The organism is Intrasporangium chromatireducens Q5-1 (genome assembly GCF_000576575.1).
GTDB lineage: Bacteria > Actinomycetota > Actinomycetes > Actinomycetales > Dermatophilaceae > Intrasporangium_A > Intrasporangium_A chromatireducens.
Genome location: NZ_AWQS01000003.1, coordinates 40,901 through 64,211, shown reverse-complemented (window position 1 = coordinate 64,211; position 23,311 = coordinate 40,901). Strand labels below are relative to the sequence as shown.

Annotated in this window: 23 protein-coding genes; 13 read left to right on the top strand and 10 right to left on the bottom strand. The window is 70.5% G+C overall.

Features of this window, described 5'->3' with window-relative positions; translation table 11 throughout:
- Positions 1-112: 112 nt before the first annotated feature.
- Complete coding sequence (locus tag N864_RS00855; RefSeq protein ID WP_034712287.1) at positions 113-1,045, bottom strand: 5'-3' exonuclease; 933 nt, start codon at positions 1,043-1,045, stop codon at positions 113-115.
- A gap of 89 nt (positions 1,046-1,134) precedes the next feature.
- Between N864_RS00855 and N864_RS00850 the strand changes: the two genes are divergently transcribed.
- Complete coding sequence (locus N864_RS00850; RefSeq protein ID WP_034712255.1) at positions 1,135-1,587, top strand: Lrp/AsnC family transcriptional regulator; 453 nt, start codon at positions 1,135-1,137, stop codon at positions 1,585-1,587.
- Here the strand turns inward: N864_RS00850 and N864_RS00845 are convergent.
- The 4 genes from N864_RS00845 to N864_RS00830 form a co-directional block, all read right to left on the bottom strand.
- Entirely contained in the window at positions 1,516-2,766 is a 1,251-nt protein-coding gene (locus N864_RS00845; protein ID WP_051518012.1) for a multidrug effflux MFS transporter, read from the bottom strand. The two genes, N864_RS00850 and N864_RS00845, sit on opposite strands and share 72 nt — an antisense overlap.
- Positions 2,767-2,798: 32 nt before the next feature.
- Positions 2,799-3,299, bottom strand: a complete 501-nt coding sequence (gene ybaK / locus N864_RS00840; protein ID WP_034712284.1) for a Cys-tRNA(Pro) deacylase — start codon at positions 3,297-3,299, stop codon at positions 2,799-2,801.
- Positions 3,296-3,919, bottom strand: a complete 624-nt coding sequence (locus tag N864_RS00835; RefSeq protein ID WP_034712254.1) for a TetR/AcrR family transcriptional regulator — start codon at positions 3,917-3,919, stop codon at positions 3,296-3,298. The genes ybaK and N864_RS00835 overlap by 4 nt, the downstream gene beginning before the upstream one ends.
- Positions 3,920-3,993: 74 nt before the next feature.
- On the bottom strand, positions 3,994-5,433 hold the full coding sequence (locus tag N864_RS00830) for a KamA family radical SAM protein (protein WP_034712253.1): 1,440 nt from the start codon (positions 5,431-5,433) through the stop codon (positions 3,994-3,996).
- A 95-nt stretch (positions 5,434-5,528) separates the two neighbouring features.
- Here N864_RS00830 and kdd point away from each other — a divergent pair, with 95 nt between their 5' ends.
- The 4 genes from kdd to kal are packed head-to-tail and all read left to right on the top strand — an operon-like array spanning position 5,529 to position 9,512.
- Entirely contained in the window at positions 5,529-6,737 is a 1,209-nt protein-coding gene (gene kdd / locus N864_RS00825) for an L-erythro-3,5-diaminohexanoate dehydrogenase (RefSeq protein ID WP_162164478.1), read from the top strand.
- On the top strand, positions 6,734-8,389 hold the full coding sequence (gene kamD / locus N864_RS00820) for a lysine 5,6-aminomutase subunit alpha (RefSeq protein ID WP_034712250.1): 1,656 nt from the start codon (positions 6,734-6,736) through the stop codon (positions 8,387-8,389). The genes kdd and kamD overlap by 4 nt, the downstream gene beginning before the upstream one ends.
- Positions 8,386-9,135: a lysine 5,6-aminomutase subunit beta gene (gene kamE, locus N864_RS00815; RefSeq protein WP_034712248.1), complete on the top strand. Its 750-nt coding sequence runs from the start codon at positions 8,386-8,388 to the stop codon at positions 9,133-9,135. The genes kamD and kamE overlap by 4 nt, the downstream gene beginning before the upstream one ends.
- The gene (kal, locus tag N864_RS00810; RefSeq protein ID WP_034712245.1) at positions 9,132-9,512 is read left to right on the top strand and encodes a 3-aminobutyryl-CoA ammonia lyase; all 381 of its coding nucleotides are present in this window, start codon (positions 9,132-9,134) and stop codon (positions 9,510-9,512) included. The genes kamE and kal overlap by 4 nt, the downstream gene beginning before the upstream one ends.
- Positions 9,513-9,644: 132 nt before the next feature.
- On the opposite strand, the gene N864_RS00805 is transcribed toward kal, so the two are convergent.
- Positions 9,645-11,159, bottom strand: coding sequence for an alanine/glycine:cation symporter family protein (locus N864_RS00805; RefSeq protein ID WP_051518010.1), 1,515 nt, complete (start codon positions 11,157-11,159; stop codon positions 9,645-9,647).
- Between the two features lie 181 nt (positions 11,160-11,340).
- Here N864_RS00805 and lnt point away from each other — a divergent pair, with 181 nt between their 5' ends.
- The 4 genes from lnt to N864_RS00785 all read left to right on the top strand — a co-directional run bounded on the left by lnt (position 11,341) and on the right by N864_RS00785 (position 14,929).
- Positions 11,341-12,894 (top strand): apolipoprotein N-acyltransferase, encoded by a 1,554-nt coding sequence (lnt, locus tag N864_RS00800; protein WP_240474147.1) that lies wholly within the window; start codon positions 11,341-11,343, stop codon positions 12,892-12,894.
- A complete protein-coding gene (locus N864_RS00795) occupies positions 12,875-13,654 on the top strand; it encodes a polyprenol monophosphomannose synthase (protein WP_034712240.1) in 780 nt (259 codons plus the stop codon). The genes lnt and N864_RS00795 overlap by 20 nt, the downstream gene beginning before the upstream one ends.
- A gap of 4 nt (positions 13,655-13,658) precedes the next feature.
- The gene (locus N864_RS23925) at positions 13,659-14,465 is read left to right on the top strand and encodes an FxsA family protein (protein WP_081793241.1); all 807 of its coding nucleotides are present in this window, start codon (positions 13,659-13,661) and stop codon (positions 14,463-14,465) included.
- A 104-nt stretch (positions 14,466-14,569) separates the two neighbouring features.
- Complete coding sequence (locus N864_RS00785; protein WP_034712238.1) at positions 14,570-14,929, top strand: RNA polymerase-binding protein RbpA; 360 nt, start codon at positions 14,570-14,572, stop codon at positions 14,927-14,929.
- 157 nt (positions 14,930-15,086) lie between these two features.
- Here N864_RS00785 and N864_RS00780 read toward each other — a convergent pair whose 3' ends face one another.
- Positions 15,087-16,463, bottom strand: a complete 1,377-nt coding sequence (locus tag N864_RS00780) for an MFS transporter (protein ID WP_034712280.1) — start codon at positions 16,461-16,463, stop codon at positions 15,087-15,089.
- 90 nt (positions 16,464-16,553) lie between these two features.
- Here N864_RS00780 and N864_RS00775 point away from each other — a divergent pair, with 90 nt between their 5' ends.
- Together N864_RS00775 and N864_RS00770 are read left to right on the top strand one after the other, a co-directional pair.
- On the top strand, positions 16,554-17,276 hold the full coding sequence (locus N864_RS00775) for a PIG-L deacetylase family protein (protein ID WP_034712235.1): 723 nt from the start codon (positions 16,554-16,556) through the stop codon (positions 17,274-17,276).
- 149 nt (positions 17,277-17,425) lie between these two features.
- The gene (locus N864_RS00770; RefSeq protein ID WP_051518009.1) at positions 17,426-18,010 is read left to right on the top strand and encodes a hypothetical protein; all 585 of its coding nucleotides are present in this window, start codon (positions 17,426-17,428) and stop codon (positions 18,008-18,010) included.
- Between the two features lie 91 nt (positions 18,011-18,101).
- Here N864_RS00770 and N864_RS00765 read toward each other — a convergent pair whose 3' ends face one another.
- Positions 18,102-19,334: an MFS transporter gene (locus tag N864_RS00765; protein ID WP_034712232.1), complete on the bottom strand. Its 1,233-nt coding sequence runs from the start codon at positions 19,332-19,334 to the stop codon at positions 18,102-18,104.
- The gene (locus tag N864_RS23305) at positions 19,331-19,903 is read right to left on the bottom strand and encodes a winged helix-turn-helix domain-containing protein (RefSeq protein ID WP_051518008.1); all 573 of its coding nucleotides are present in this window, start codon (positions 19,901-19,903) and stop codon (positions 19,331-19,333) included. Before N864_RS23305 ends, N864_RS00765 begins: the two co-directional genes overlap by 4 nt.
- 144 nt (positions 19,904-20,047) lie before the next feature.
- On the opposite strand from N864_RS23305, the gene N864_RS00755 reads away from it, so the two are divergent.
- Together N864_RS00755 and N864_RS00750 are read left to right on the top strand one after the other, a co-directional pair.
- A complete protein-coding gene (locus N864_RS00755) occupies positions 20,048-22,438 on the top strand; it encodes an ATP-binding cassette domain-containing protein (RefSeq protein WP_034712230.1) in 2,391 nt (796 codons plus the stop codon).
- Complete coding sequence (locus N864_RS00750; protein WP_034712227.1) at positions 22,435-22,950, top strand: putative immunity protein; 516 nt, start codon at positions 22,435-22,437, stop codon at positions 22,948-22,950. The genes N864_RS00755 and N864_RS00750 overlap by 4 nt, the downstream gene beginning before the upstream one ends.
- 88 nt (positions 22,951-23,038) lie before the next feature.
- On the opposite strand, the gene N864_RS00745 is transcribed toward N864_RS00750, so the two are convergent.
- On the bottom strand, positions 23,039-23,257 hold the full coding sequence (locus N864_RS00745; protein ID WP_051518017.1) for a DUF3072 domain-containing protein: 219 nt from the start codon (positions 23,255-23,257) through the stop codon (positions 23,039-23,041).
- Between the last annotated feature and the right edge of the window lie 54 nt (positions 23,258-23,311).

Here is a 23,311-nt window from a genome sequence, read left to right as displayed (position 1 = left end):
CCCCGCCCCCAGGGGCGGGGCCACCGGCATGTCCCAGACGCCGCTACCGGCGGCAGGACTCGGACTGGCCCCGCCTCTCGCTCCGAGGACGCGGCGGTCACGCGTGGACTCGTCAGAGCAGGCCCAGGACGCCGAGGACCCGACCGAACGAGGACGCGAGCCCGTGCTCCGTGGCCAGCCGGCCGATCAGCTCTGGGTCGGCGACCCGGTCCGGGACCGCAAGGTCGACGTCGTCGAGGGGCGCGTCCTTGGCCACTGCGACGACGGCGGGGGCCACGTCGAGGTAGGCGGCTGCACCCTCCAGCCGTGAGCGCTGGGCTCCCTTGATGCCCGGGTCACCGGCTTCGATGGCCTCGCGCAGTCCCTGCAGGCTCCCGTAGGTCGTGATGAGCTTGGCCGCTGTCTTCTCGCCGATCCCCGTGACGCCGGGGAGTCCGTCGCTGGTGTCACCCCGCAACACGGCCATGTCGGCATAGGCCGAACCACCGTCGATGCCGTACTTCTCCCGGAGGTACGCCTCGTCGACGAGGTCCGGCGCACGCACGCCGCCCTTGGCCGTGTAGACGACGCGGACCGGACCGGTCGAGTCGTCGACGAGCTGGAACAGGTCCCGGTCGCCGGTGACGACGTCGACGGGCATCGTGTCCTTGTGTCGGGTGGCAAGGGTGCCGATCACGTCGTCCGCCTCGAAGCCGTCTGACCCGAGTCGGGCGACGCCGATCCCGGCGAGGGCCTCGATGATGAGGGGAACCTGCGCCTCCAGTGCCTCCGGGACTTCCTCGGCGCCGGTCGCGTCGGCGACCCGATGACTCTTGTAGGAGGGGATGGCCTCGACCCGGAAACTCGGTCGCCAGTCATTGTCCCAGCACGCCACGACGTGGGAGGGCCGGGACCGCTCGATGAGCAGGGCGAGCATGTCGAGGAAACCTCGCACCGCATTGGTCGGCACGCCACTCGGCGACGACCGCTCGGGGACGCCGTAGAAGGCGCGAAAGTACAGGCTCGCCGAGTCGAGCAGGAGCAGCCGCTTCGTCATGGAGGTCATCGTGCCACTGTCCGGGGCAGCGACGGCACGGTCAGCGGTGGGCATGGAATGGGCGGTGGATCGCGGGTCCGCTGCACTAGCCTGCGCCCATGGAAGAACTGGATCGGCGGCTGGTGAGCCTCCTGGTGGCCGACGGGCGGATGAGCTACACCGATCTGGGCAAGGCCACCGGCCTGTCGACCTCCGCCGTCCACCAGCGGGTGCGCCGGCTGGAGCAGCGCGGCGTCATCACCGGCTACCGGGCCGACATCGCCCCCGACCAGATCGGTCTGCCGCTGACCGCTCTGGTCTCGGTGACACCCTTTGACCCGAGCGCGCCAGATGACGTGCCCGAGCGGCTCATCCATATTCGGGAGATCGAGGACTGCTACTCGGTCGCGGGGGACGAGAGCTACGTCCTCAAGGTCCGGGTCGGGACACCGGGCGACCTCGAGGACCTGTTGGCGCGCATCCGGTCGGCCGCCAGTGTGTCAACCCGGACGACTGTCGTCCTCTCGACGCCGTGGGAAGGCCGGTCCGGGCAGCGGATCGACGACCACTGACCGATCGCCCTGGGCCGGCCTGCCCGTGACCCGGAACTCCCACGCCCACAGCGCCAGTGCGGCAGCCGTGAAACCAGCCGCGACGATGCCCAGGACGAGCAGGGAACCGCTGACGAGCGGCGAGACCACACCCGCCACCGCAGCGTTGACCAGCGTGGTGAGGAACGCCTGGTAGGACGAGACCGAGCCCCGGGCGTCGGGCCGCAGGTCGAGCAGCTCGATGGTGAGGATCGGCAGGGCGAGCGAGACACCGAAGCCCGCGGCCGCCGCCGGGACGATCGTCCAGGGCAGGCCGGCCACTCCGCCGGCGAGGTGGTAGGCGATCCCGAAGGCGGCCCCCAGCAGCGACACCCCCAGCCCGGTCAGGACGATGAGCGGAGCCCGGGTCCGGCCGGCGAGCCTTCCTGCGAGGAACGATCCGACCATCATGCAGGCCACGAGGGGGATGAACAGCACCCCGAAGTCCTGGGCGCCCAGGTGGAGGTGGTCGTTGATGATGGCCGGCGCTGACGCGATGTAGAGGAAGAGAGCCGCGAAGTTGCACGTGATGGCACCGGAGAGCCGCTGCACGCCCGTGTGCCTGGCCGTCCGGGCGATGCTCTGCAGCAACGGCCCCGGGCGGAAGGGCACCCGCCGCTCGGCGGGGTGGGTCTCCGGCAGGAACACGCCCGCGAGAAGCACCAGCAGGGCGCCATACGCGGCGAGGACCCAGAAGATCGTCTGCCAGGAGCCCCAGCCGAGCAGCCACCCACCCACGACGGGCGCCACGGCAGGGGCGATGGCGAAGACGAGCGACACGTGGCTCATGAACCGCTGTGCCTCGGAGCCGTCGTAGAGGTCACGGATCGCCGTGCGGGCGACGATCATTCCGGCTCCCGCCACGAGCCCCTGCAGAGCGCGCGCGGCGAGCAGCATCGCCATGCTGGTGGACACGGCACACAGCACGCTGGCGAGGGCGTAGAGGACGCAGCCGGTCATGATGACGGGCTTGCGGCCAAGGGCGTCCGACACGGAGCCGTGGAACAGGCTCGTGATGGCGAAGGCGACCATGTAGACGCTGACCGTCTGCTGCATCGCGAGCTTCTCGACCCGCAGGTCGGCGGCCATCGCCTGGAAGGCGGGGAAGATTGTGTCGATGGTGAACGGGCCGAGCATCGTCAACGCGGCCAGCACGAGCACCAGGGAGCCGCGTGACGCTGGGCGTGAGCGGCTCACCGAGCCCGGCCGATCGGCGCGAGCACCGCGCCGGTCACCCGCACCAGGTCCCCGGGCGCCAGCTCGAGATCGAACCCGCGGCGACCGCCGGAGACGAAGACGGTCTCGAACTCCTCGGCGGACGCGTCGAGAACGGTCGGCAGCCGCCGCTTCTGGCCGATCGGCGAGATCCCGCCGACGACGTAGCCAGTGGTGCGTTCGGCGGCGGCGGGCTCGGCCATCGTCACCGACTTGACCCCGAGGGCACCGGCGATCGCCTTGAGGTCCAGCTGGCCATCGACCGGGACGATGCCGACGGCCAGGCTCCGGCCGGTGTCGACGAGCAGCGTCTTGAAGACCCGCTCGGGAGGCAGCCCGAGGACCGTCGCCGCCTCGAGCCCATAGCTGCTCGCCGAGGGATCGTGCTCATAGGTGTGGCGGGTGTAGTCGACTCCTGCGCGATCGAGAGCCTGGGTCGCCTGCGTCGTCGGGCCGGCGCCACCCCTCGCCCGGCTCACCGTCCGTCCGACGCGATCGAGCCGAGGCCGTCCCACATCGTCGTCATGACGAGGTCGGCTGCGTCACCGGCGCTGAGGCCCGGCGTCATGACGCGCGAGACCGCGAGTCGGTCGCAGGCACCGATCAGCAGCTCGGCCATGCCGGTCACGCGGCTGGATGGCAGCTGGTCGAAGGCCGGCAGGCTCCGCAGCCCCTCGGCGAACGCCTTGGCCGTCTGCTGGCGGATCCGCTCGACGGACTCCGCGGCCGGGCCGACCAGCGATCCCTCGGTGCGCAGCAGCGCGAACATCCGGTCGTGCTCGTCGATGAAGGTGAAGAAGGCGAGCACGACCGCCCGCAGCCGGTCCCGCACCTCGAGGTCCGGCTGCGCGGACCACGCGTCGATGATGAGGCCGAGCAACTGCCGTCGCCCGCGCTCGATGGAGGCGGCGAGCAGCCCCTCCTTGGAGCCGAAGTAGTCGTAGATGAGCGGCTTCGTCACACCGACTCGTTCGGCGATCTCGTCCATCGTGGCGGCCTGGATCCCCCGTGCGACGAAGACCTCTTCGGCGACCTCGAGCATCTGCGCCTCCCGCTCGGCCCGCGGGACACGGGTGCGCTGCGTTGGGGTGCCGGCCACAGTCGGAGTCTAGGTGGGGTGCCGGTCGCGGTGCCTCTGGCGTCCCACGATGGGGACGCCCAGCGCCAGCGCGGTCAGACGGCCGACGCCGCAGCTGCGCGGCTCGCCGCGGCCTGCTCGCCCGCCGCCACCATGACGTCCTCGTGGTCGACGGCGTCACGCCACCACTGCTGGCCCGACTCGGACAGCGTGTAGATCGGGTCGTAGTAGACGTACTCGCGAGACAGCGCTTCGACGTCGTCGCCCTCGATCGAGGTGCGGTAGTTCTTGCGCCAGTAGGAGATGCCGCGCTCCTGGTCGTAGGAGTCCTGCTGGTGCACCCAGCGCTTGCCGACGAAGGGCACGTCGCAGACGATCCGGGGCGTCGAGAAGCCCGGGAGGTAGCCCATGATCGAGTGCTGCAGCTCCTGCGCCTCGGCCAGCGAGAGCCGCCAGTGCTCCGAGAACGGGATCATGTCGCACATGTAGAAGTAGTACGGGGTGATCGACGCCTCGTCGGCCAGGGCGAAGCAGAGGTCGAGCAGCTGCTCGGCGGAGTCGTTGACACCCCGCATCAGGACGCCCTGGTTGCGCACGTCGCGGACGCCTGCGTCGAGCATCGCGCGGGCAGCCCGGGCGACGGCGGGCGTCACGGACTGGGCGTTGTTGATGTGCGTGTGGATCGCCAGGGCGACACCGCGGGAGCGGGCCTTGGCCGCGACGCGGCCCACGCCCTCGACGACGTCGTCGGCCAGCCAGTGCTGCGGCAGCCCCATGAGGGCCTTCGTCGCGAGCCGGATGTCGCGGATGTTGTCGATCTCGAGCAGCCGGTCGAGGAACGACTCGAGGTTCTTCCACGGCATGTTTGCGACGTCCCCGCCGGAGACGACGACATCGCGGACGGTCGGCGTCTCGCGCAGGTAGCGCAGCATCGCCTCGTGCCGGTCCACCGGCTTGAGGTCGAACTTGAGCTTCGGGACCTGCGGGGTCGAGTTGCCGACGAGGTCCATCCGGGTGCAGTGGCCGCAGTACTGCGGGCACGTCGAGAGCAGCTCCGCGAGGACCTTGGTCGGGTAGCGGTGCGTGAGGCCCTCGGCGACCCACATGTCGTGCTCGTGCAGGGAGTCGCGCGTGGCGTGGGGGTGCGAGGGCCAGTCGGTGCGCCGGTCGGAGAAGACGGGGACCATGTAGCGCCGCACCGGGTCGGCGTAGAACGCCTCGGTGAACTCGTGCCCCGCGGCCGGCATCGACCCCTCGGTCGAGGGCACCATCGTGTTGAGCATCTGCGGCGGGATGAGCATCGACATCGTGGCGCGCTCGGCCTGGTCGCGCTCGAGGTCGGCGTAGAAGCGCTCGTCGAGCAGGTCGCCCATGAGGGCCCGCAGCTGCTTCACGTTCTTCACGCAGTGGGCGCGCTGCCACTGTGCGCTGTCCCAGTCGGACTGTGTCACATCGGCCCACCCCGGGAACCGGGTCCAGTCGGGCTCGACGAGCTCGCGGCGGCGGTAGGCATATGGCTGTTCGACCTTGCTCATAATGCCCACCGTAGCCGAAGATCCGAGTGGATCTCTCGTATGATGCTTCAAGAACTGCGGTCGTGTCCCCCAAGCACCGAAGGATCTTGACACTGATGTCGTCACCCACCGAGGTCGTGCGCACCACCTCTCCGATCGGCCTGCACCGGGTCCTCGAGCCGCGGGGGGAGGCGGTGACGCTGCCCCAGGCGGCTCGTCGACTCGATGCGAGCCCTGAGATCGGGGCCGACGAGGTCCGGCTGCGGGTCGAGACGCTCAACCTCGACGCGGCCTCCTACCGTCAGCTCGCGGAGAAGCACACCGTCGACGGCCGTGTCGACGGGGACGCTGTCCGGGCCGAGGTGCTCGGGATCATCGCCGAGCGGGGCAAGATGCAGAACCCGGTCACCGGCTCCGGCGGCATGCTCATCGGCACGGTGGACGAGGTCGGGCCGGACAGTCCCCTGGGACTGGCCGTGGGGGACCGGGTGGCGACGCTCGTCTCGCTCTCGCTCACCCCGCTCGCCGTCACCGACGGCCTCGCCCGCTGGGACGGCCGCTCGGAGCAGGTTCCCGCCGAGGGCCACGCGATCCTGTTCGGGCGCAGCATCGCTGCTCCCCTCCCGGACGACCTCGACCCACGCCTCGCGCTCATGGTCATGGACGTGTGCGGCGCCCCCGCACTCGTGGCGAGGGTTGTCGACGAGTACGTCAAGGGGTATGCCGCTCACGAGGGCCCGCCCACCGTCCTCGTCCTCGGTGGGGCCGGCAAGTCGGGGTCGCTCTCGCTCGCTGCCGCCCGTCGCGCCGGCGCCGGCCGGGTGATCGGTGTCGTCCCGACCGAGCGCGAGCGCGACGTTCTCGAGCCGACCGGTCTCGCCGACGAGGTCGTGCTCGCCGACGCCCGCTCACCCCTCGGGCTCAGCACGGCCGTCGAGGCCGCCGGGGGGCCGGCCGACGTCACCGTCGTCTGCGTCGACGTGCCGGGCTGTGAGCAGCCGGCGATCCTCTCCACCGCACCGGGCGGCACCGTCATCTTCTTCAGCATGGCGACCAACTTCGCGGCTGCTGCGCTGGGCGCGGAGGGCCTCGCCGCCGACGTCCGGATGCTCGTCGGCAACGGCTACGTCCCCGGCCATGCCGCCTACGCGCTCGACCTCGTCCGGAATGAGCCCGCCGTCCGGGCCCTCTTCGAGTCGCGCCTCGAGCCCCATGCCGCGACTCCCGCGAACGGTCCTCTCGGGGTCGAGCGGGTCGGTACACCGTCCAGTTCGACCCCGAACGGTCCGTTCGGGGCAGCGGGTGGGGAAGGATCGGGCGCATGAGCCGCAACCCCGCAACTCCCGTCCTCGAGCTCGATCCCGCCGTCGTCCGTCGCGCGAGGTCACTCGCGCGGAAGGCCGCGGCCCCCGTCGTGAAGCTGGCCCAGCGGCATACGACCGTGTCGGTGGAGCGCGCCACCCTCCGACTGGCCGGACTCGCCGGAGCCGACCACGAGCGCGTCCCATGGGTCAACCACCTCGTCGACGCCGTCCGCGACCAGGTCGGCCTCGAGCACGGCGTGACGACGCCCGTGTGGGACGCACTGATGCGCGGCGAGGCCGAGGACGTCACCGTCCTCGCCCAGAAGGCCGCGAGCGGCAGCGTGCAGTTCCGTATGCCGCAGGGCCGGGACGCGCTCGCAGCCCGCCGTGCCGCGACGCGGGCCGTCGGCACCGGGCTGAAGCGGATCGACACGGCCCGGCGCACGCGCGACCGGCTCATCGCGCGCCTCGGCGACCCGGCACAGCAGCCGTGGATCTACCTCATCGTCGCGACGGGTGACATCCACGAGGACATCCCGCAGGCGCAGGCCGCGGCCCGCGAGGGCGCCGACGTCATCGCGGTGATCCGGTCGACCGGGCAGTCACTGCTTGACTACGTCCCGGAGGGCGCCACCCGTGAGGGCTTCGCCGGCACCTATGCGACGCAGGAGAACTTCCGGCTCATGCGGGCCGCGCTCGATGACGTGAGCAAGGAGCTCGGGCGCTACATCCGGCTGACGAACTACGCCTCGGGGCTGTGCATGCCCGAGATCGCTGCCCTCGCCGGCATGGAGCGGCTCGACATGATGCTCAACGACTCGATGTACGGCATCCTCTTCCGCGACATCAACCCGGTGAGGACCTTTGTGGACCAGCGGTTCTCGCGCCAGGTTCACGCGCGTGCCGGCATCATCATCAACACCGGTGAGGACAACTACCTCACGACGGCGGACGCCGTGGAGGCCGCGCACACGGTGACGGTGAGCCAGCTGCTCAACGAACGGTTCGCCAAGGAGGCGGGCCTCGAGGACTGGCAGCTCGGGCTGGGCCACGCCTTCGAGATCAACCCGGAGATCCCCGACTCGTTCCGGCTCGAGCTGGCACACGCCCTGCTCGCCCGGCAGCTGTTCCCGGACGCGCCGCTCAAGTGGATGCCGCCGACGAAGCACATGACGGGCGACGTCTTCCGCGGCTACCTGCTCGACGGGTTCTTCAACCTCGCGGGCGCCATGACCGGGCAGGGCATCCTCCTCGTCGGGATGATGACCGAGGCGGTCGTCACGCCGTTCCTGTCCGACCGTGACCTCGCGCTGCAGAACGTCCGCTACGTGCTCAACGCCGCCGGGGGGCTGCGCGAGGACTTCCACCCGCCCCGCGACGGCTTCATCCAGAACCGCGCCCGGCAGGTGCTCTCCGAGGCGGTCGAGCTGCTCGAGCGGATCGTCGAGGACAGCGACCCGGCGGGGGACGTCCCGCTGCTCGCGGCCATCGCCGACGGCACCTTCGGGCTGATGAAGCGGCCTGCCGACGGCGGCAAGGGGCTCGACGGCGTCGTCGAGCGCGCCGACGACTACGACAACCCGGCCATCACCGCCCTCGACGCGTGGGAGCCGCCGACGTCCGCCCCGACGGCTCCCCGCCGGACCGGCACCACGAAGGGAGGAGCCCGATGACCGGCCCGATCATCCGCCCCTACGGCGACACGACTGGCGACGGCATGGTGCAGGTGTCCTTCACCCTGCCCATCCCGCACGACAAGCGGGCCGAGGGTGCGGCGCTGCAGCTGGCGAAGAAGATGGGCATGGACCCGGCCCTGCTCGTGCACGCGAAGCCGATCGGTCCCGACTTCACCTTCTTCGTCGTGTACGGCTCGGTGACGCACCTGGTCAACCTCGACGAGGTCGAGGTCGTCGAGCGCGCCTACCCGCTCCTGTCCGCCAAGGAGGTCAACCTCGAGATCAAGCGCCGGCTGCGGCGCAAGCTCGTCGTCGTCGGGGCCTGCATCGGCACGGACGCCCACACCGTGGGGATCGACGCGATCCTCAACATCAAGGGCTTCGCGGGGGAGAAGGGTCTCGAGTACTACCGCGAGATCAAGGTGGTCAACCTCGGTGCCCAGGTCCTCGTGCCCGACCTTGTCGCGCGCGCCCGGGCCGAGAGGGCCGACGCGGTCCTCGTGAGCCAGGTCGTCACCCAGAAGGACGCCCACATCCACAACACGACGCAGATGTCCGCCGCGTTCCGCGAGGCCTACCCGGCCGGACGCGTGCCGATCCTCGTTGCGGGCGGTCCCCGCTTCGAGGAGGGCTCGGCCGCGCGCCTCGGGGTCGACCAGATCTTCGGCCGCGGCACGACCCCCGGCGAGGTCGCGAGCTACCTCGTCCACGAGATCAGCGAACGAAAGGCGAGAGCAGCATGACCGCTGAGGTCGGCCGCCGTGTCACGCACCGGCGTTACGTCCCTTACAGCCACGCCCACTACGCCGGCAACCTGGTCGACGGGGCCTACTCGCTGGCGGCTTTCGGTGACGTCGCCACGGAGATGTGCATCCAGACCGACGGCGACGAGGGCCTGTTCGCCTCCTACAGCGACGTCCAGTTCCGCGCCCCGGTCCGCGCGGGCGACGTCATCGAGATCTCGGCGGAGCTGGTCCGGGTCGGGCGCCGCTCCCGCGAGATGGACTTCGAGGTCCGGGTCGTCGCCCGCGGCAACCCTGATCGTGGCACCTCGGCTGCCGACGTCCTCGACCCGCCGGTCGTCGCGACGACCGCCAGGGGAGTCGTCGTCGTCCCCTGAGCCGCGCCCGTCTCCGACACGCCGAACACCAGTCAACCCCGACGGAAATGGCCATGTCGGGTTGACCGGTGCTCGGCGTGTTGGCGCAGGGGGAGCGGCGTACCGCCCGTTCGTCCCGGCCGGCTACTCGCGCTACTCGCGGGCGGGCTCGCGCTCGTCCGCGGGAGCCTGGGTGGCGAGGGCGCCGGTGAGCTCGCCCGCCTTCCACTGCTCCCATCCGGGGTGGCCGTCCATGAAGCCCTCGACCTCGGTGGTCGACGCCTCGAGCTTCGGGTCGTGCTTGAGGTAGTGCCGCGTCTCGCGGGCGACGAGGCCCGACAGGATGAGCAGACCGACGAGGTTCGGCAGCGCCATGAGGCCGTTCATGACGTCGGAGAAGTTCCAGACGACACCGAGCTGGACGGTGCAGCCGATGTAGACGATGAGCCCGAACAGGATCCGGAACGGCATCACCGCGCCGCGGCCGAAGAGCCGCTCGATGTTGCGCTCGCCGTAGTAGGCCCAGCCGAGGATCGTCGAGTAGGCAAACATGACGAGGCCGAGCGTGACGATCCAGTGCCCCCAGCTGCCGGGCAGGCCGTGCGAGAAGGCCTCGCCGGTCATCAGCGCGGCCGAGATCTGCTCACCGGTCGACGGGTCGACGAGGTTCCACACGCCGGTCGTGACGATGACGAGGCCGGTGCACGTCACGACGATGATCGTGTCGATGAAGGTCTGCGTCATCGACACGAGGCCCTGACGGACCGGGTGGCTCGTCTGGGCGGCGGCCGCCGCGATGGCGGCCGAGCCCATGCCCGACTCGTTGGAGAAGATGCCGCGGGCCACACCGAACTGCACCGCGATCATGATCGCCGACCCGGCGAAGCCACCGACGGCGGACGTGCCCGAGAACGCGTCGTGGAAGATCTGGCCGAACGCGGCCGGCACGGCACCGATGTTCGCCACCAGGATGTAGATCGAGCCGAGCACGTAGAAGACGATCATGACCGGCACGAAGCCCGCGGTGACGCGGCCGATCGACTTGATGCCGCCGACGAGGACGACCAGCGTCATGATCGTCAGCACGATGCCGGTGACCCACGTCGGCACGCTCCAGCTGTTCTCGACGTTCGAGGCGATCGAGTTGCCCTGGGTCATGTTGCCGATACCGAAGCACGCGATGACCGCGAAGATCGCGAACGACAGGCCGAGCACCTTGCCGAGCGGCCCGCGGATGCCGCGCTCGAGGTACACCTGGGGACCACCGGACTTCTCGCCCGCCGCATCGGTGCGGCGGAAGCGGACGCCGAGGAACGCCTCGCTGTACTTGGACGCCATGCCGAGCAGGCCGGTGACCCACATCCAGAACAGCGCGCCGGGACCACCGATCCCGATGGCGGTCGCGACGCCCACGATGTTGCCGGTGCCGACCGTGGCCGCGAGGGCGGTGGTCAGGGCCTGGAACTGCGAGATGTCGCCTTCGCTGCCGGCGTCCCTGCGCTTGATGATCCCGAGCCGCAGGGCCGGGACGAGCTTGATGAACTGGAGTCCACCGAGCCGGATCGTCAGGTAGAGGCCGGTGCCGAGCAGCAGCGGGATGAGCAGGTACGGGCCCCAGACGATGCTCGAGACATCGCCCAGGAAGCCCTCGATGGCTCCCCAGTCCATACGGGTTCCTCGTTTCGGTGTGAGTGGCATGGCGGTGCCCGGCGCATGGCGGTCCGGGCACGCGGCACCCTACCGACCGCCCGGAGTTCCGTCCTGTCGAGAAGTCACCAGTCGGACACGACCCGGCCACGTGCTGAGGGGCGATGCGTCCGTAACGAGCTGAGCGGCATACCGTTTGCTCGTGCGTCCCCTCCTCGCCCTCGTCGCCGGGGGAGTGCTGTGTCTCGCCTTCCCGACGTTCGACATCTGGGTCGCCGCGCCGGTCGCGCTGACCCTGCTCGCGCTCGCGCTCACGGGCGCCCGCGCGTGGGCCGGGTTCGGGCTGGGCCTGCTCGCGGGCCTCGCCTTCTTCGTGCCGACCCTGCAGTGGTCCGGGATCTACGTCGGGAGCCTGCCGTGGCTCGCCCTCGCGACAGTCGAGGCGCTGTTCTTCGCCCTCGCCGGGCTGGCCTACGCGTGGCTGACGCGCCGCCGGGGGACGGTGCGCCCGGTCGTCTTCGCGCTCGTCTGGCTGGCCTCGGAGGGCCTGCGTGCGCGCGCGCCCTACGGCGGCTTCCCCTGGCTCAAGCTCGCCTTCGGCCAAGCGGACTCGCCGTTCGGCCGGCTCGTTGCGCTCGGCGGACCGCCGCTCGTCGGCTTCGCGATCGCGCTCGCCGCGGGGCTGCTCGCGCTCGCGGTGCAGGCCCTCGTGCGCCGACGCGGTGGTATGCCGCTGGCTCGCGCCGTCGTCGCACCCCTCCTCGCCGTGGGGCTGGGCGCCGCAGGGCTGCTCGTCCCGCTGCCGACGGACGGGCCGACGGCGCAGTTCCTCGGCGTGCAGGGCAACGTGCCCCGGCCCGGACTCGACTTCAACGCCGAGCGACGGATGGTCCTGGACAACCACGTGCGAGCGACGATCGACGCGCTGCAGGACGTCGCAGCCGGGCGCGCCCCCCGTCCGGACCTCATCGTCTGGCCCGAGAACGCCTCCGACATCGACCCGCTGCGCAACGCCGACGCCAAGAGCGAGATCCTCGCGACCGTCCAGGCGGCGCAGACCCCGCTCATCGTCGGGGGGCTGCTCGAGGAGCCGGCCGACCACGTCTCGAACGTCTCGCTCCTGTTCGAGCCGGGCAAGGGCAACACCGCTCGCTACGTCAAGCGCCACCCGGTGCCGTTCGCGGAGTACATCCCCAACCGGTCCTTCTGGCGCATCTTCAGCAAGGAGGTCGACCTCGTCAGGCGGGACTTCGTCGCCGGGGACCAGGTCGGGCTCTTCACGGTGCACCCGGCGGCGGCGCCGGCGATCAAGGCCGGCCTCGCAATCTGCTTCGAGGTGGCCTACGACGACATCATGCTCGACGCCGTCCGGGCCGGGGCGAACGTGCTCGTCGTGCAGACGAACAACGCGACGTTCGGCTTCACCGCGGAGTCGCCGCAGCAGCTCGCGATCAGCCGGATCCGCGCGATGGAGTTCGGCCGGTCGGTCGTGCACGTCTCCACCGTCGGTCAGAGCGCCCTCATCACGCCCGATGGAACTGCCCACCAGGTCACGTCGTTGTTCACACAGGCGGTCGTCCGCGGGGCCTTGCCGTTGCGGACCGAGACGACGCTGGCCACCCGGGTCGGCGAGGTGCCCGAGTGGGTCGGAGCCGCCGTCCTCGCGCTCATCATGGTTGGATCGTTCGTGCGGGGCAGGGGCCAGACAGCCGTGCGGGCGCAGATGAAGGACGAGGATGACGAGGACGAATCGTGAGCCGGTGACGCGTGTCGCCGTGCTCATCCCGACGTACAACGAGCGCGAGAGCCTGCCGGGTGTGATCTCCCGCGTCCGCGCCAGTGTGCCGACCGCCGGCGTCGTCGTCCTCGACGACAACTCGCCCGACGGCACCGGCGCGATCGCCGACGAGATCGCGGCAGCAGACCCGAGCGTGCACGTCCTGCACCGGCCCGGCAAGCAGGGCCTCGGCCGGGCCTACCTCGCCGGGTTCGACTGGGCGATGGAGGCGGGTTTCGACGCCGTCGTCGAGATGGACGCCGACGGCTCCCACCAGCCCGAACAGCTGCCGTCGCTGCTCACCGCCCTCGAGGACGCCGACCTCGTCATCGGCTCCCGGTGGATCCGCGGCGGCCGCGTGCGCAACTGGCCCGCCCAGCGCAAGGTGCTCTCGGTCGGCGCCAACCTCTACACCAAGGTGCTGCTCGGCATGCACGTCAACGACGCGACGGCCGGCTACCGCGCCTACCGCACGTCGGCGCTGCGCACGATCGGCCTGGCCGGCGTCGAGTCGCAGGGGTACTGCTTCCAGGTGGACCTCACGGTCCGGGCCGTGCGGGCGGGGCTGCGGGTCGTCGAGGTGCCGATCACCTTCGTCGAGCGCGAGATCGGCGTGTCCAAGATGGGCAAGGACATCATTCGCGAAGCCCTCACCAACGTGACCCTCTGGGGCCTCGAGCACCGGGGGCGCCAGGTGCGCGACCTGGTTCGGTCCGTCCGCAACCGGAAGCGGACCTGACGCCATGAGCACCCAGCCGCGCCGCCAACCGGACCGTCAACCGGGCCATGGGTCTGGCCATACGTCTGGTAGCGGGCCCGGCAATGGGGCCGGCAGCGGATCCCGCAGGGGGCCGCGCGGCGGGTCGCGCCGTCAGCTGCGCCCGACCCGGGTCGCGGCCCTGGTCGTGGTCGTCCTGCTCATCCTCGAGGTGCTCGCGATCCGCTTCGTCGCCCTCCAGATCGGCGGTGGCCTGACGTTCCTGCTCCTCGTGGCGACCTCCGTCCTCGGCGGCTGGGTCGTCACCCGGGAGGGCCGCCGACGCTGGCAGGCCCTCGGCGATGCGCTCCGCGCCGGTCGACCGCCACAACGGGAGGTCGCCGACGGCGTCCTCGTCCTGATCGGCGGGCTCCTGCTGCTCCTGCCCGGGTTCGTCAGCGACGTGCTCGGGATCCTCCTCGTGCTGCCTGCCACCCGGGCGCTGGCGCGTCGCCTGCTCGTGCCCGTGCTCGGTCGCCACCTCCTCGTGCGAGTCGGCGGAGCGTCGGCCGGAGCGGGAGCGGCCGGCATGGGGTTCCGGCGGATGCGGGGAGCGAGCGGCCAGGACCAGGTGATCCAGGGGCAGGTCGTCCCGGACGATGCCGTGCAGGGTGAGGTGTTCGAGGGCGAGGTCGTGGAGGGCGACCTGGCCGAAGGCGACACCGCGGCGGGGCGTGACACCGCGGCGGGGCGTGACACCGCGGCGGGGCGTGACACCGCGGCGGGGCGTGACACCGCGGCGGGGAACGGCACGAACCGGCAGCCGCGGCGCGACGAGGACGGGCGAGCCTAGCACCCCGGGAACAATCCGCCCGGCCCGCCCGTTAGATGACAGTGAGGGTGGGCATGATCCCCCATGTACCACCGCCAAAGTACTTTCGCCGGGAGGGTGTTCCCATGGCCGATCGAGCATTGCGTGGTTCCAACCTCGGCTCCCTGAGCATGGAGTCGGACGAGAATGTCGTGCCCAGCCCACGACAGATCACGGTGTACGTCTGTGACCAAGGTCACCGCACCGAGCTGCCCTTCTCCGTCGAGGCGGATGTTCCGCCCACGTGGGAGTGCCGCTGCGGCCTGGTGGCCAAACTGCTCGACGGTCCGGAGCCGGACCTGAAGCCGGCCAAGCACGTGCGCACGCACTGGGACATGCTGCTCGAGCGGCGTTCCATCCCAGAGCTGGAGGAGCTGCTCGAGGAGCGGCTGACCCTGCTGCGCGAGTCCCGCGGCGAGAAGCCCCGCCGCAAGAAGAGCGCCTGAGCCCCACACCGGCCCGACTTCGAAGAGCCCGCCCCGTTCGTGGAGGCGGGCTCTTCGCATGTCCAGGGTGGAATCCCGCGGTCGGGTCCCTCCGGAACTGGACCATGGTCCGATCCGCGCGGCCCCGCCGCGTGTGCGGCCGTGCCGGGCGCCGGCCTCAGACGACGACCGGCACGGGGTTGCCCGCCTGCTCGATCCCTTCACGCATCCTGACCCGGGACAGGAGGGCGCCGCCGACGATGAAGAAGACGATCAGCACGACGATCGCCCAGCGGTACGAATGGGTGAACTGGTAGACCAGCCCGAAGGCGAGGGTGCCGAGCCAGCTCGTGCCGCGCTCCATCGCTTGGTACAGGCTGAAGAACTCGGCCTCCCGGCCCCGGGGGATGAGCTGGCTGTAGAGCGACCGGGACAACGCCTGCGTCCCACCGAGCACGATCCCGATGAGCAGGCCGAGGGCCACGAAGATCGCCAGCGCCCGCGACGGCACGAAGAACGCGATGATGACGACGACGCTCCACAGGATGATGCCGCCGAGCACCGTGCGCCACGCCCCGACCCGCTGGGCGGCCGCCCCGAAGAACCTGGCGCCGAAGAACGCGACGAACTGGACGAAGAGGAAGACCGCCAGCACCGTGGTCTGCGAGAAGCCAAGCTCCTCCTGGCCATAGAGGCTCGAGTTGCCGATGACCGTCTGGATGCCGTCGTTGAAGAAGAGGTAGGCGAGCAGGAACAGCATCGTCTGCGGATAGAGGCGCAACTCCCGGAACGTGCTGGCGAGCTGGCTCAGGCTGCCGCCGATGACCCCTCGCTGCCGCTCCACCGGCGTGGCGACCGTGCCGGTCAGGTGCCGCAGCCCGAGGTAGGGAATGAAGGTGAAGGCTGCCCACCACAGGCCGGCGCTCAGCAGGTTGATCCGCACCGCCATGCCCTCCGAGATGCCGAGGGAACCGTGCAGGGCCATGAGCGCGAAGTTGACGGCGAGCAGGATGCCGCCGCCGAGGTAGCCCATCGCCCAGCCCTTGGAGGAGACCCGGTCGCGCTCGTTCTCGTTGGCGATCCGGCACAGGATCGAGTCGTAGACGACGAGGGACGCGCCGAGACAGATCGTGGCGATGACGACGAGCACGACGCCGAGCTGCCAGTTCGTGCCGGCGATGAGGAACATGAGGCAGGCCGCCAGCGCCCCGGTCCAGGCGAACCGGGCGAAGAGCTTCGTCGGGTGCGGGCTCCGGTCCGCGATGGCCCCGATGAAGATCAGGACGATGGCCGACAGGATCGTCGAGAAGGTGACGGTGTACGCATAGACGGACCCGGGGGCGATCGGGATGCCGAGGACGGACAGGTTCGTCGTGCAGGCGACACCGGCCTCGATGCCGGGGCAGGCCGCCTCCTTCGCGATGGCCGTCAGGTAGGGCCCCATCAGGACGGTCGCCGTGGTCGTGACGTAGGCGGAGTTGGCCCAGTCGTACCAGTACCAGGAGCGCTGCTCCTTGGTCTCCGGACGGGCGGCGTTGACGGCGACGTCGGTCATGCGACGCACTGTTCCACACGCGGTGGTGCGGTGGACCGGCGACACGACGAAGTGTCCCTGCCGCGACGGGCCGGCCGGTAGCGTCGGCCCATGGAGATGCCACAGCTGGCCCCGCTGCCCGAGGACTTCGACCGAGTGCTCGTCGTCGTCGCCCACCCCGACGACATCGAGTACGGCCTCAGCGCCGCCGTGGCGAAGTGGACCGACGCCGGCAAGGAGGTCGACTACTACCTGCTGACGCGCGGGGAGGCCGGGATCGACACGATGCCGCCGGACGAGGCCGGGCCGCTGCGGGAGCGCGAACAGCAGGCCGCGAGCGCAGTCGTCGGCGTCACGACCGTTCACTTCGGCGACCACCATGACGGCGTGGTCGAGTACGGCACGGCCCTGCGGCGCGACATCGCCCGTGAGATCCGGCGCCGCAAGCCTGATCTCGTCGTTGCCGGGCCGCACGAGATGTTCCTGGGCGGTCGGCCGAACCAGGCGGACCACCGGGCCGTGGGAGTCGCCGCCATCGACGCAGTCGCCGACGCCGGCAACCGCTGGATCTTCCCGGAGCTGGTCGAGGAGGGCGACGACCCGTGGCACGTGCGCCGGCTCGCCCTCGCCGGTCCGAGCGTGCCGAGCCACTTCGTCGACGTGACGGGCTACCTCGAGCGGGCCGTCGCGAGCCTCGAGGAGCACCGCACCTACAACGCCGCCCTCCCCGCCGACTTTCCGGCTCCCCGCGAGCTGCTCACCATGGTGCTGGGCCGCACGGGGCAGGCCGTCGGCGTCGAGCACGCGGTCGCACTGCGCGTCTTCGACCGCTGACGGCGACCGGCGCCCGGCAAGCGGCATACGTCGGGACCCGAGGTGTTCCACATATCACACCGCGCGCGCGTTGTGGTTCAGGTCACACTCGTGTTACCCCGGAAGGAGACGATCCTTCGATCGCCGCCACACTCCCACAAGGAGGGCGCATGGATCTGAACTTTGCCGCCTCGTCGTACCCGCCTCTGGCCCTCGGCTTCTTCGGACTCGGGACGGGCTACCTCATCTACGGGCCCCAGGAGCTGTTCGGCTGGCCCGCCCGCGACGAGCGGGTCGACCGGTCGACCGGCATCTGGGGCATCTGGCTGCCCGGCTTCTGCCAGTTCGTCACCGGGATCATCCTGTTCATCGGCCTGACCTGGTTCAACGTCTTCAAGGAGGCGCCGCTCTACATGGCGGCGCTCGCCTTCACCGCCTATGGCATCCACTGGTTCGCGATCGGCTACAACCGTTGGCAGCGCGCTGATCCGCGGCCGAACGCCGGCATGACGGTGGCCTTCACCGTCATCTCCGTGACGGGGCTGCTCGTCTTCTTCATCGCGGGCGACTGGCCGGTCGGCCTGCTCTTCTGCGGGCTCGCGCTGATCTATATCAGCGACTTCTTCGCCAGCATCGGCGTGGGGCTGGGGGAGCGGTCCCTCGGCTTCTGGCACCTCCTGACGGGCGCCTGGCTGATGTACCTGACCTTCGCGACGGCGATGAACTTCGCGGTGCACTGGCACCTTCCGCTGTGACGGTGCACTGCTGCTCGGGGGAGGCACGAGGTTCGGTATGCCGCTGAGCTCGCTTTGCGGCATACCGAACCTTTCGTGCGGGCCCGGGCCTCTACTCGGCGGCGGCTGCCGCCGGTGCGTCCGGGCGCAGCGACCCGGCGGGCACCCCCGGCTGGCGGCGTGACCACACTGCGAGGGGCAGCCCGATCGCCGCGACGGCCACCGCCATGGCTGCGAGCAGGACCCGGTAGTCGACGACAGCGACAAGGCCGGCGCCGATGGCGATGGAGATGATCTGCGGGGTGCCGATGAGCGCGTCCAGCGTCGTCGAGACCCGGGCCATGAGGCGGTTCGGCGTCCGGATCTGCACCAGGGTGTTGATCGCGACGATGAGCACGGGCAGGCCGAAGCCGAGCGGGACGGCACCGGCGACGACGAGGGGCAGGGTCGGTGCCAGCGCCATGACAGCGAGGCTCACGACGAACAGGCCGAGCGAGACGACGATCGCCTGGACGTGTCCGACGCGCTGGATGATCCGGCTCGAGAGCAGCCCGCCGGCGAGCGCGCCGACGCCCTGGATGGAGACGATGACACCGACGAAGGTGGCCGGTTGGCCGAACGCGTCGGTCACCGCGTAGACGAGCGACTCGAGGAAGCCGAAGGCGAAGATGCAGCCGGCGATGGCGAGCATCGGCCACCAGAGCAGCTTGTCGCGGTAGACGTGGGTCAGGCCGGCGACGAACTCGTGACGCCAGTGCATCTCGGGTGGCGTCACGACGTCGTCACCAAGGCGTAGGGTCGAGACGGCGATGATCGCGACGACGTAGGCACACGCAACGAGGACGATGACGCTGTCCATGCCCCAGAGCGCATACATCGAGGCGCCGAGGAGCGGACCGAACAGGCGCAGCCCCTCGCGGAAGGTGCTGCTCGCCGCGTTGGCGTGCACCAGCTGCTCCTCCGGCACGATGAGCTTCAGCAGGCCGATGACGGCGCCGGGCAGCATGACGAGCGCCACTCCGTAGGCGAAGGCGACGGCATAGACGATCCACACGTGGCCGGCGTCGCGGACCCAGGCGAGCGGGACGAGGCTCGCCGCCGCGAGCGGGTAGGCGCCGAGGAGGAACCGCCGCCGGGGGAACTGGTCGACGACCCAGCCGAGGAGCGGGGCCACGAGGGACGGTGCGACGACCCAGAAGATCGCCATGCCAGCCGCACCGTTGGAGCCGGTCAGCTCCTTGGTCATGATGCCGAAGGACAGCAGCAGCACGGAGTCGGCGACCATGGTCGCGGCGAGGGCGACGAAGAGCCGGCGGAAGGCGGGGATCGCGAAGGCCTGTCTCATCGCACGTCCTCGGGGTCGACGCTCGTCAGGGCGAGCACGTGGACGCGCCTCGCGCCGGCTGGGATCGGGTCGTCGCCCGTGAGGCGGCCGTGGTGGCGCAACAGCAGCTCCTCGAGGTCGTCGGAGAACGCTCTCGCCTCCTCCTCGGTGAGGAAGGCAACCGTCTCCGACATACCGAGTCCGGCCCAGTTCGGCTGTGCCGCAGCGCTGTTGCGCCGCCAGCGGGCCACCTCACGCTCCACGAAGACTTCGGTCATCGCCTTGCTCGCGGCGCGGTAGCCGGGGTGGTCCGACTCGCCGTCCTCGTCGTTCCAGGTCAGCCCGACCTGGGTGACGCGCCATGGCCGGCGTCGCCCGCGGCCGTCTCCGGCCTCCTCGACGAAGCCATGCTCGGCGAGCTTGCGTAGGTGCCAGGAACAGTTGGCCGGCACCTCGTCGAGGGCGGCACCGAGGTCGGAGGCCGTCATCGGGCCGTGGAGCATCAGCTGTTCGAGGATGTCGAGGCGCAGCGGATGGGACAGCGCCCGGAGCTCATTCGGGGTGCGGAGCCTCCGCGGATTGAAAGACATGTTTCGACAGTAGCCCACCGAAAGCCCTCTTTCAATAGCTTTTCGTGGCGCCCGGTGCGGCCTCCTTCGTGCCGGGGGAGAGGCGGTCGCTCCGCGCCGCGTCACGGCTGGGCGTCGTCACCCCGACGTGGCAGCATCGCCACCATGACGAGCACGGACATGGCAACGACAGCGCAGCACGTCGCCGACAGCCACGACCTCATCCGGGTCCACGGTGCGCGCGAGAACAACCTCAAGGACATCAGCGTCGAGCTGCCGAAACGGCGGCTCACGGTGTTCACCGGCGTCTCGGGGTCCGGCAAGAGCTCCCTCGTCTTCGCCACCATCGCCGCCGAGTCACAGCGGCTCATCAACGAGACCTACAGCACCTTCATCCAGGGCTTCATGCCGACCCTGGCCCGGCCCGACGTCGACCTCCTGGACGGCCTGACGACGGCGATCATCGTCGATCAGGAACGGATGGGGGCGAACCCGCGCTCGACCGTCGGCACCGTCACCGACGCCAACGCCCTGCTCCGCATCCTGTTCAGCCGCCTCGGCCGGCCGCACATCGGCTCGGCACAGGCGTTCTCGTTCAACGTCGCCTCGATCTCCGGGGCCGGCGCCGTCACCCTCGAGAAGGGTGGCCAGACGGTGAAGGAGCGCCGGGAGTTCAGCATCACGGGTGGGATGTGCCCCCGCTGCGAGGGTCGCGGCTCGGTCCAGGACTTCGACCTGACCGCTCTCTACGACGACAGCAAGTCGCTGAGCCAAGGGGCGCTGACCATCCCGGGCTACAGCATGGACGGCTGGTTCGGCCGGATCTTCAGCGGCTCCGGCTTCTTCGACATGAAGAAGCCGATTCGCAAGTACACGAAGCGCGAGCTGCACGACCTGCTCTACAAGGAGCCGACGAAGATCAAGGTGGAGGGCATCAACCTCACCTATGAGGGGATCATCCCCAAGATCCGCAAGTCGATGCTCTCCAAGGACCCGGAGGCGATGCAGCCGCACATCCGGGCGTTCGTCGAGCGGGCCGTCACGTTCATGACGTGCCCGGACTGCGACGGCACCCGACTCAACGAGGGGGCCCGGTCCTCGAAGATCAACGGCCTCAGCATCGCCGACGCCTGCGCCATGCAGATCAGCGACCTCGCCGAATGGGTGCGCGGCCTCGACGAGCCCTCCGTCGCGCCGCTGCTCGCGTCGCTGGGGGAGACCCTCGACTCGTTCGTCGAGATCGGCCTCGGCTACCTGTCCCTCGCCCGCCCCTCGGGGACGCTGTCCGGGGGAGAAGCCCAGCGCACCAAGATGATTCGCCACCTCGGCTCGTCGCTGACCGATGTCACGTACGTGTTCGACGAGCCGACCATCGGGCTGCACCCGCACGACATCCAACGGATGAACGCCCTGCTGCTGCGGCTGCGCGACAAGGGCAACACCGTCCTCGTCGTCGAGCACAAGCCCGAGACGATCGCCATTGCCGACCACGTCGTCGACCTGGGCCCGGGGGCCGGTGCCGCCGGGGGAGAGGTGGTCTACGAGGGCACCCTCGACGGGCTGCGGACGAGCGGCACCCTCACCGGGCACCACCTCGACGACCGCGCCCGCCTCAAGGACTCGGTCCGCTCCAGCACCGGTGCCCTCGAGGTGCGCGGCGCAAGTCTGCACAACCTCGAGGACGTCGACGTCGACATCCCGCTCGGTCTGCTGGTCGTCGTGACCGGGGTCGCGGGCTCCGGCAAGAGCTCGCTCATCAGCGGCTCGGTGTCGGGCCGAGAGGGTGTCGTCACCGTCGACCAGACCTCGATCAAGGGCTCGCGGCGCAGCAACCCGGCGACCTACACCGGCCTGCTCGACCCGATCCGCAAGGCGTTCGCGAAGGCCAACGGCGTCAAGCCGGCCCTGTTCAGCCCCAACTCCGAGGGCGCCTGCCCCACCTGCAAGGGCGCCGGCGTCGTCTACACCGACCTGGCGATGATGGCGGGCGTCGCGACGACCTGCGAGGAGTGCGAGGGTCGGCGGTTCCAGGCCGCCGTCCTCGACTACAAGCTCGGCGGCCGCGACATCAGCGAGGTGCTGGCCATGTCGGTCGACGAGGCGGCGGCATTCTTCAAGGCGGGGGAGGCGAAGACACCGGCCGCCCACAAGCTGCTGACCCAGCTGGCCGACGTCGGCCTGGGCTACCTGACCCTCGGCCAGCCGCTCACGACCCTCTCCGGCGGCGAGCGGCAGCGGCTCAAGCTCGCCACGCACATGGGGGAGAAGGGCGGGGTCTATGTCCTCGACGAGCCGACGACCGGCCTGCACCTCGCCGACGTCGAGCAGCTGCTCGCCCTGCTGGGCCGGCTCGTCGACTCCGGCAAGTCCGTCATCGTGATCGAGCACCACCAGGCGGTCATGGCGCACGCCGACTGGGTCATCGACCTCGGGCCGGGCGCCGGCCACGACGGCGGCCGGGTCGTGTTCGAGGGCACGCCAGCGGAGCTCGTGGCGGAGCGCTCGACGCTGACGGGCGAGCACCTGGCCGACTACGTCGCGGCAGCGCCGGCGTGATCCTGCCACCGGTCCGGGACCCGCGGCTGACCACGATCCGGCGCGGCGGCACGCTCACCGACGATGACCACCACCTGCTCGCGCTGTGGGCCGCGTCGTGCGCGGAGCACGTTCTGCACCTGTTCGAGTCGGCCCGGCCCGACGACCCGAGGCCTCGGCAGGCGATCGAGCAGGCCCGGGCCTGGGTGCGCGGCGACGTGCGGATGATGCAGGCCCGAGCGTCGGGCGGGCACGCGATGGGCGCGGCCCGCGACCTGTGTGGGGCGCCCCGGCATGCGGCCTACGCAGCCGGTCAGGCCGCGGCCGTGGCACATGTCGCCGCCCATGATCTGGGCGCGGCTGCGTACGCCATCAAGGCCGCCCGGGCCGCCGTGCCGGCCGCCGAGAGCGTCGCCGTCGGACGACGCGAGTGCCAGTGGCAGCGTGCGCAACTGCCGGAGCAGGTCCGCGACCTGGTGCTCGACGACCAGCGGGTGCGCAACGAGCTGTGCTGGTCGGTGTTCGACTGCTGAGCGCCGTGTTCGACTGCTGAGCGCCGTGTGAGCGCCGGTCCCGGTCGGTGCGGCCGGGACCGGCGCTCGGTCACCCAGCAGTGCGTCGTCAGCCGGCGGCGCCGTCACCGCCTTGCTGCTTGAGGCGGTCGATCTGTTCCGACGCCTGCGCCTTGGTCAGGTCGGCCGGCACCTGCTCGCCGGCCTGCTTGGCGAGGTTGTCCAGATAGCTGCGCTGAGCCGCCGTCATCGGCTCGTCGCCGGTGGCCCAGTCCTCGGGGTCGCGTTGCAGATCATCGCCCTGTCGAGGCGCTCCTGCGCCCAGCACGTCGTCGCGGTCGGCGGCGGTGTCCGTCGGCTCAGCGTTGTTGGTGGGCTCGGT

Bases quoted from the DNA above. Each gene is read 5' to 3' on its own strand.
- N864_RS00795 (WP_034712240.1), top strand. From the start codon at position 12,875: ATGACGAGGACGAATCGTGAGCCGGTGACGCGTGTCGCCGTGCTCATC.
- N864_RS00830 (WP_034712253.1), bottom strand. From the start codon at position 5,433: ATGAGCAAGGTCGAACAGCCATATGCCTACCGCCGCCGCGAGCTCGTC.
- N864_RS00755 (WP_034712230.1), top strand. From the start codon at position 20,048: ATGACGAGCACGGACATGGCAACGACAGCGCAGCACGTCGCCGACAGC.
- N864_RS23925 (WP_081793241.1), top strand. From the start codon at position 13,659: ATGAGCACCCAGCCGCGCCGCCAACCGGACCGTCAACCGGGCCATGGG.
- kdd (WP_162164478.1), top strand. From the start codon at position 5,529: ATGTCGTCACCCACCGAGGTCGTGCGCACCACCTCTCCGATCGGCCTG.
- N864_RS23305 (WP_051518008.1), bottom strand. From the start codon at position 19,903: ATGTCTTTCAATCCGCGGAGGCTCCGCACCCCGAATGAGCTCCGGGCG.
- kamE (WP_034712248.1), top strand. From the start codon at position 8,386: ATGACCGGCCCGATCATCCGCCCCTACGGCGACACGACTGGCGACGGC.
- N864_RS00765 (WP_034712232.1), bottom strand. From the start codon at position 19,334: ATGAGACAGGCCTTCGCGATCCCCGCCTTCCGCCGGCTCTTCGTCGCC.
- N864_RS00850 (WP_034712255.1), top strand. From the start codon at position 1,135: ATGGAAGAACTGGATCGGCGGCTGGTGAGCCTCCTGGTGGCCGACGGG.
- N864_RS00855 (WP_034712287.1), bottom strand. From the start codon at position 1,045: ATGACCTCCATGACGAAGCGGCTGCTCCTGCTCGACTCGGCGAGCCTG.
- N864_RS00770 (WP_051518009.1), top strand. From the start codon at position 17,426: ATGGATCTGAACTTTGCCGCCTCGTCGTACCCGCCTCTGGCCCTCGGC.
- N864_RS00785 (WP_034712238.1), top strand. From the start codon at position 14,570: ATGGCCGATCGAGCATTGCGTGGTTCCAACCTCGGCTCCCTGAGCATG.
- N864_RS00780 (WP_034712280.1), bottom strand. From the start codon at position 16,463: ATGACCGACGTCGCCGTCAACGCCGCCCGTCCGGAGACCAAGGAGCAG.
- N864_RS00805 (WP_051518010.1), bottom strand. From the start codon at position 11,159: ATGGACTGGGGAGCCATCGAGGGCTTCCTGGGCGATGTCTCGAGCATC.
- kamD (WP_034712250.1), top strand. From the start codon at position 6,734: ATGAGCCGCAACCCCGCAACTCCCGTCCTCGAGCTCGATCCCGCCGTC.
- kal (WP_034712245.1), top strand. From the start codon at position 9,132: ATGACCGCTGAGGTCGGCCGCCGTGTCACGCACCGGCGTTACGTCCCT.
- N864_RS00775 (WP_034712235.1), top strand. From the start codon at position 16,554: ATGGAGATGCCACAGCTGGCCCCGCTGCCCGAGGACTTCGACCGAGTG.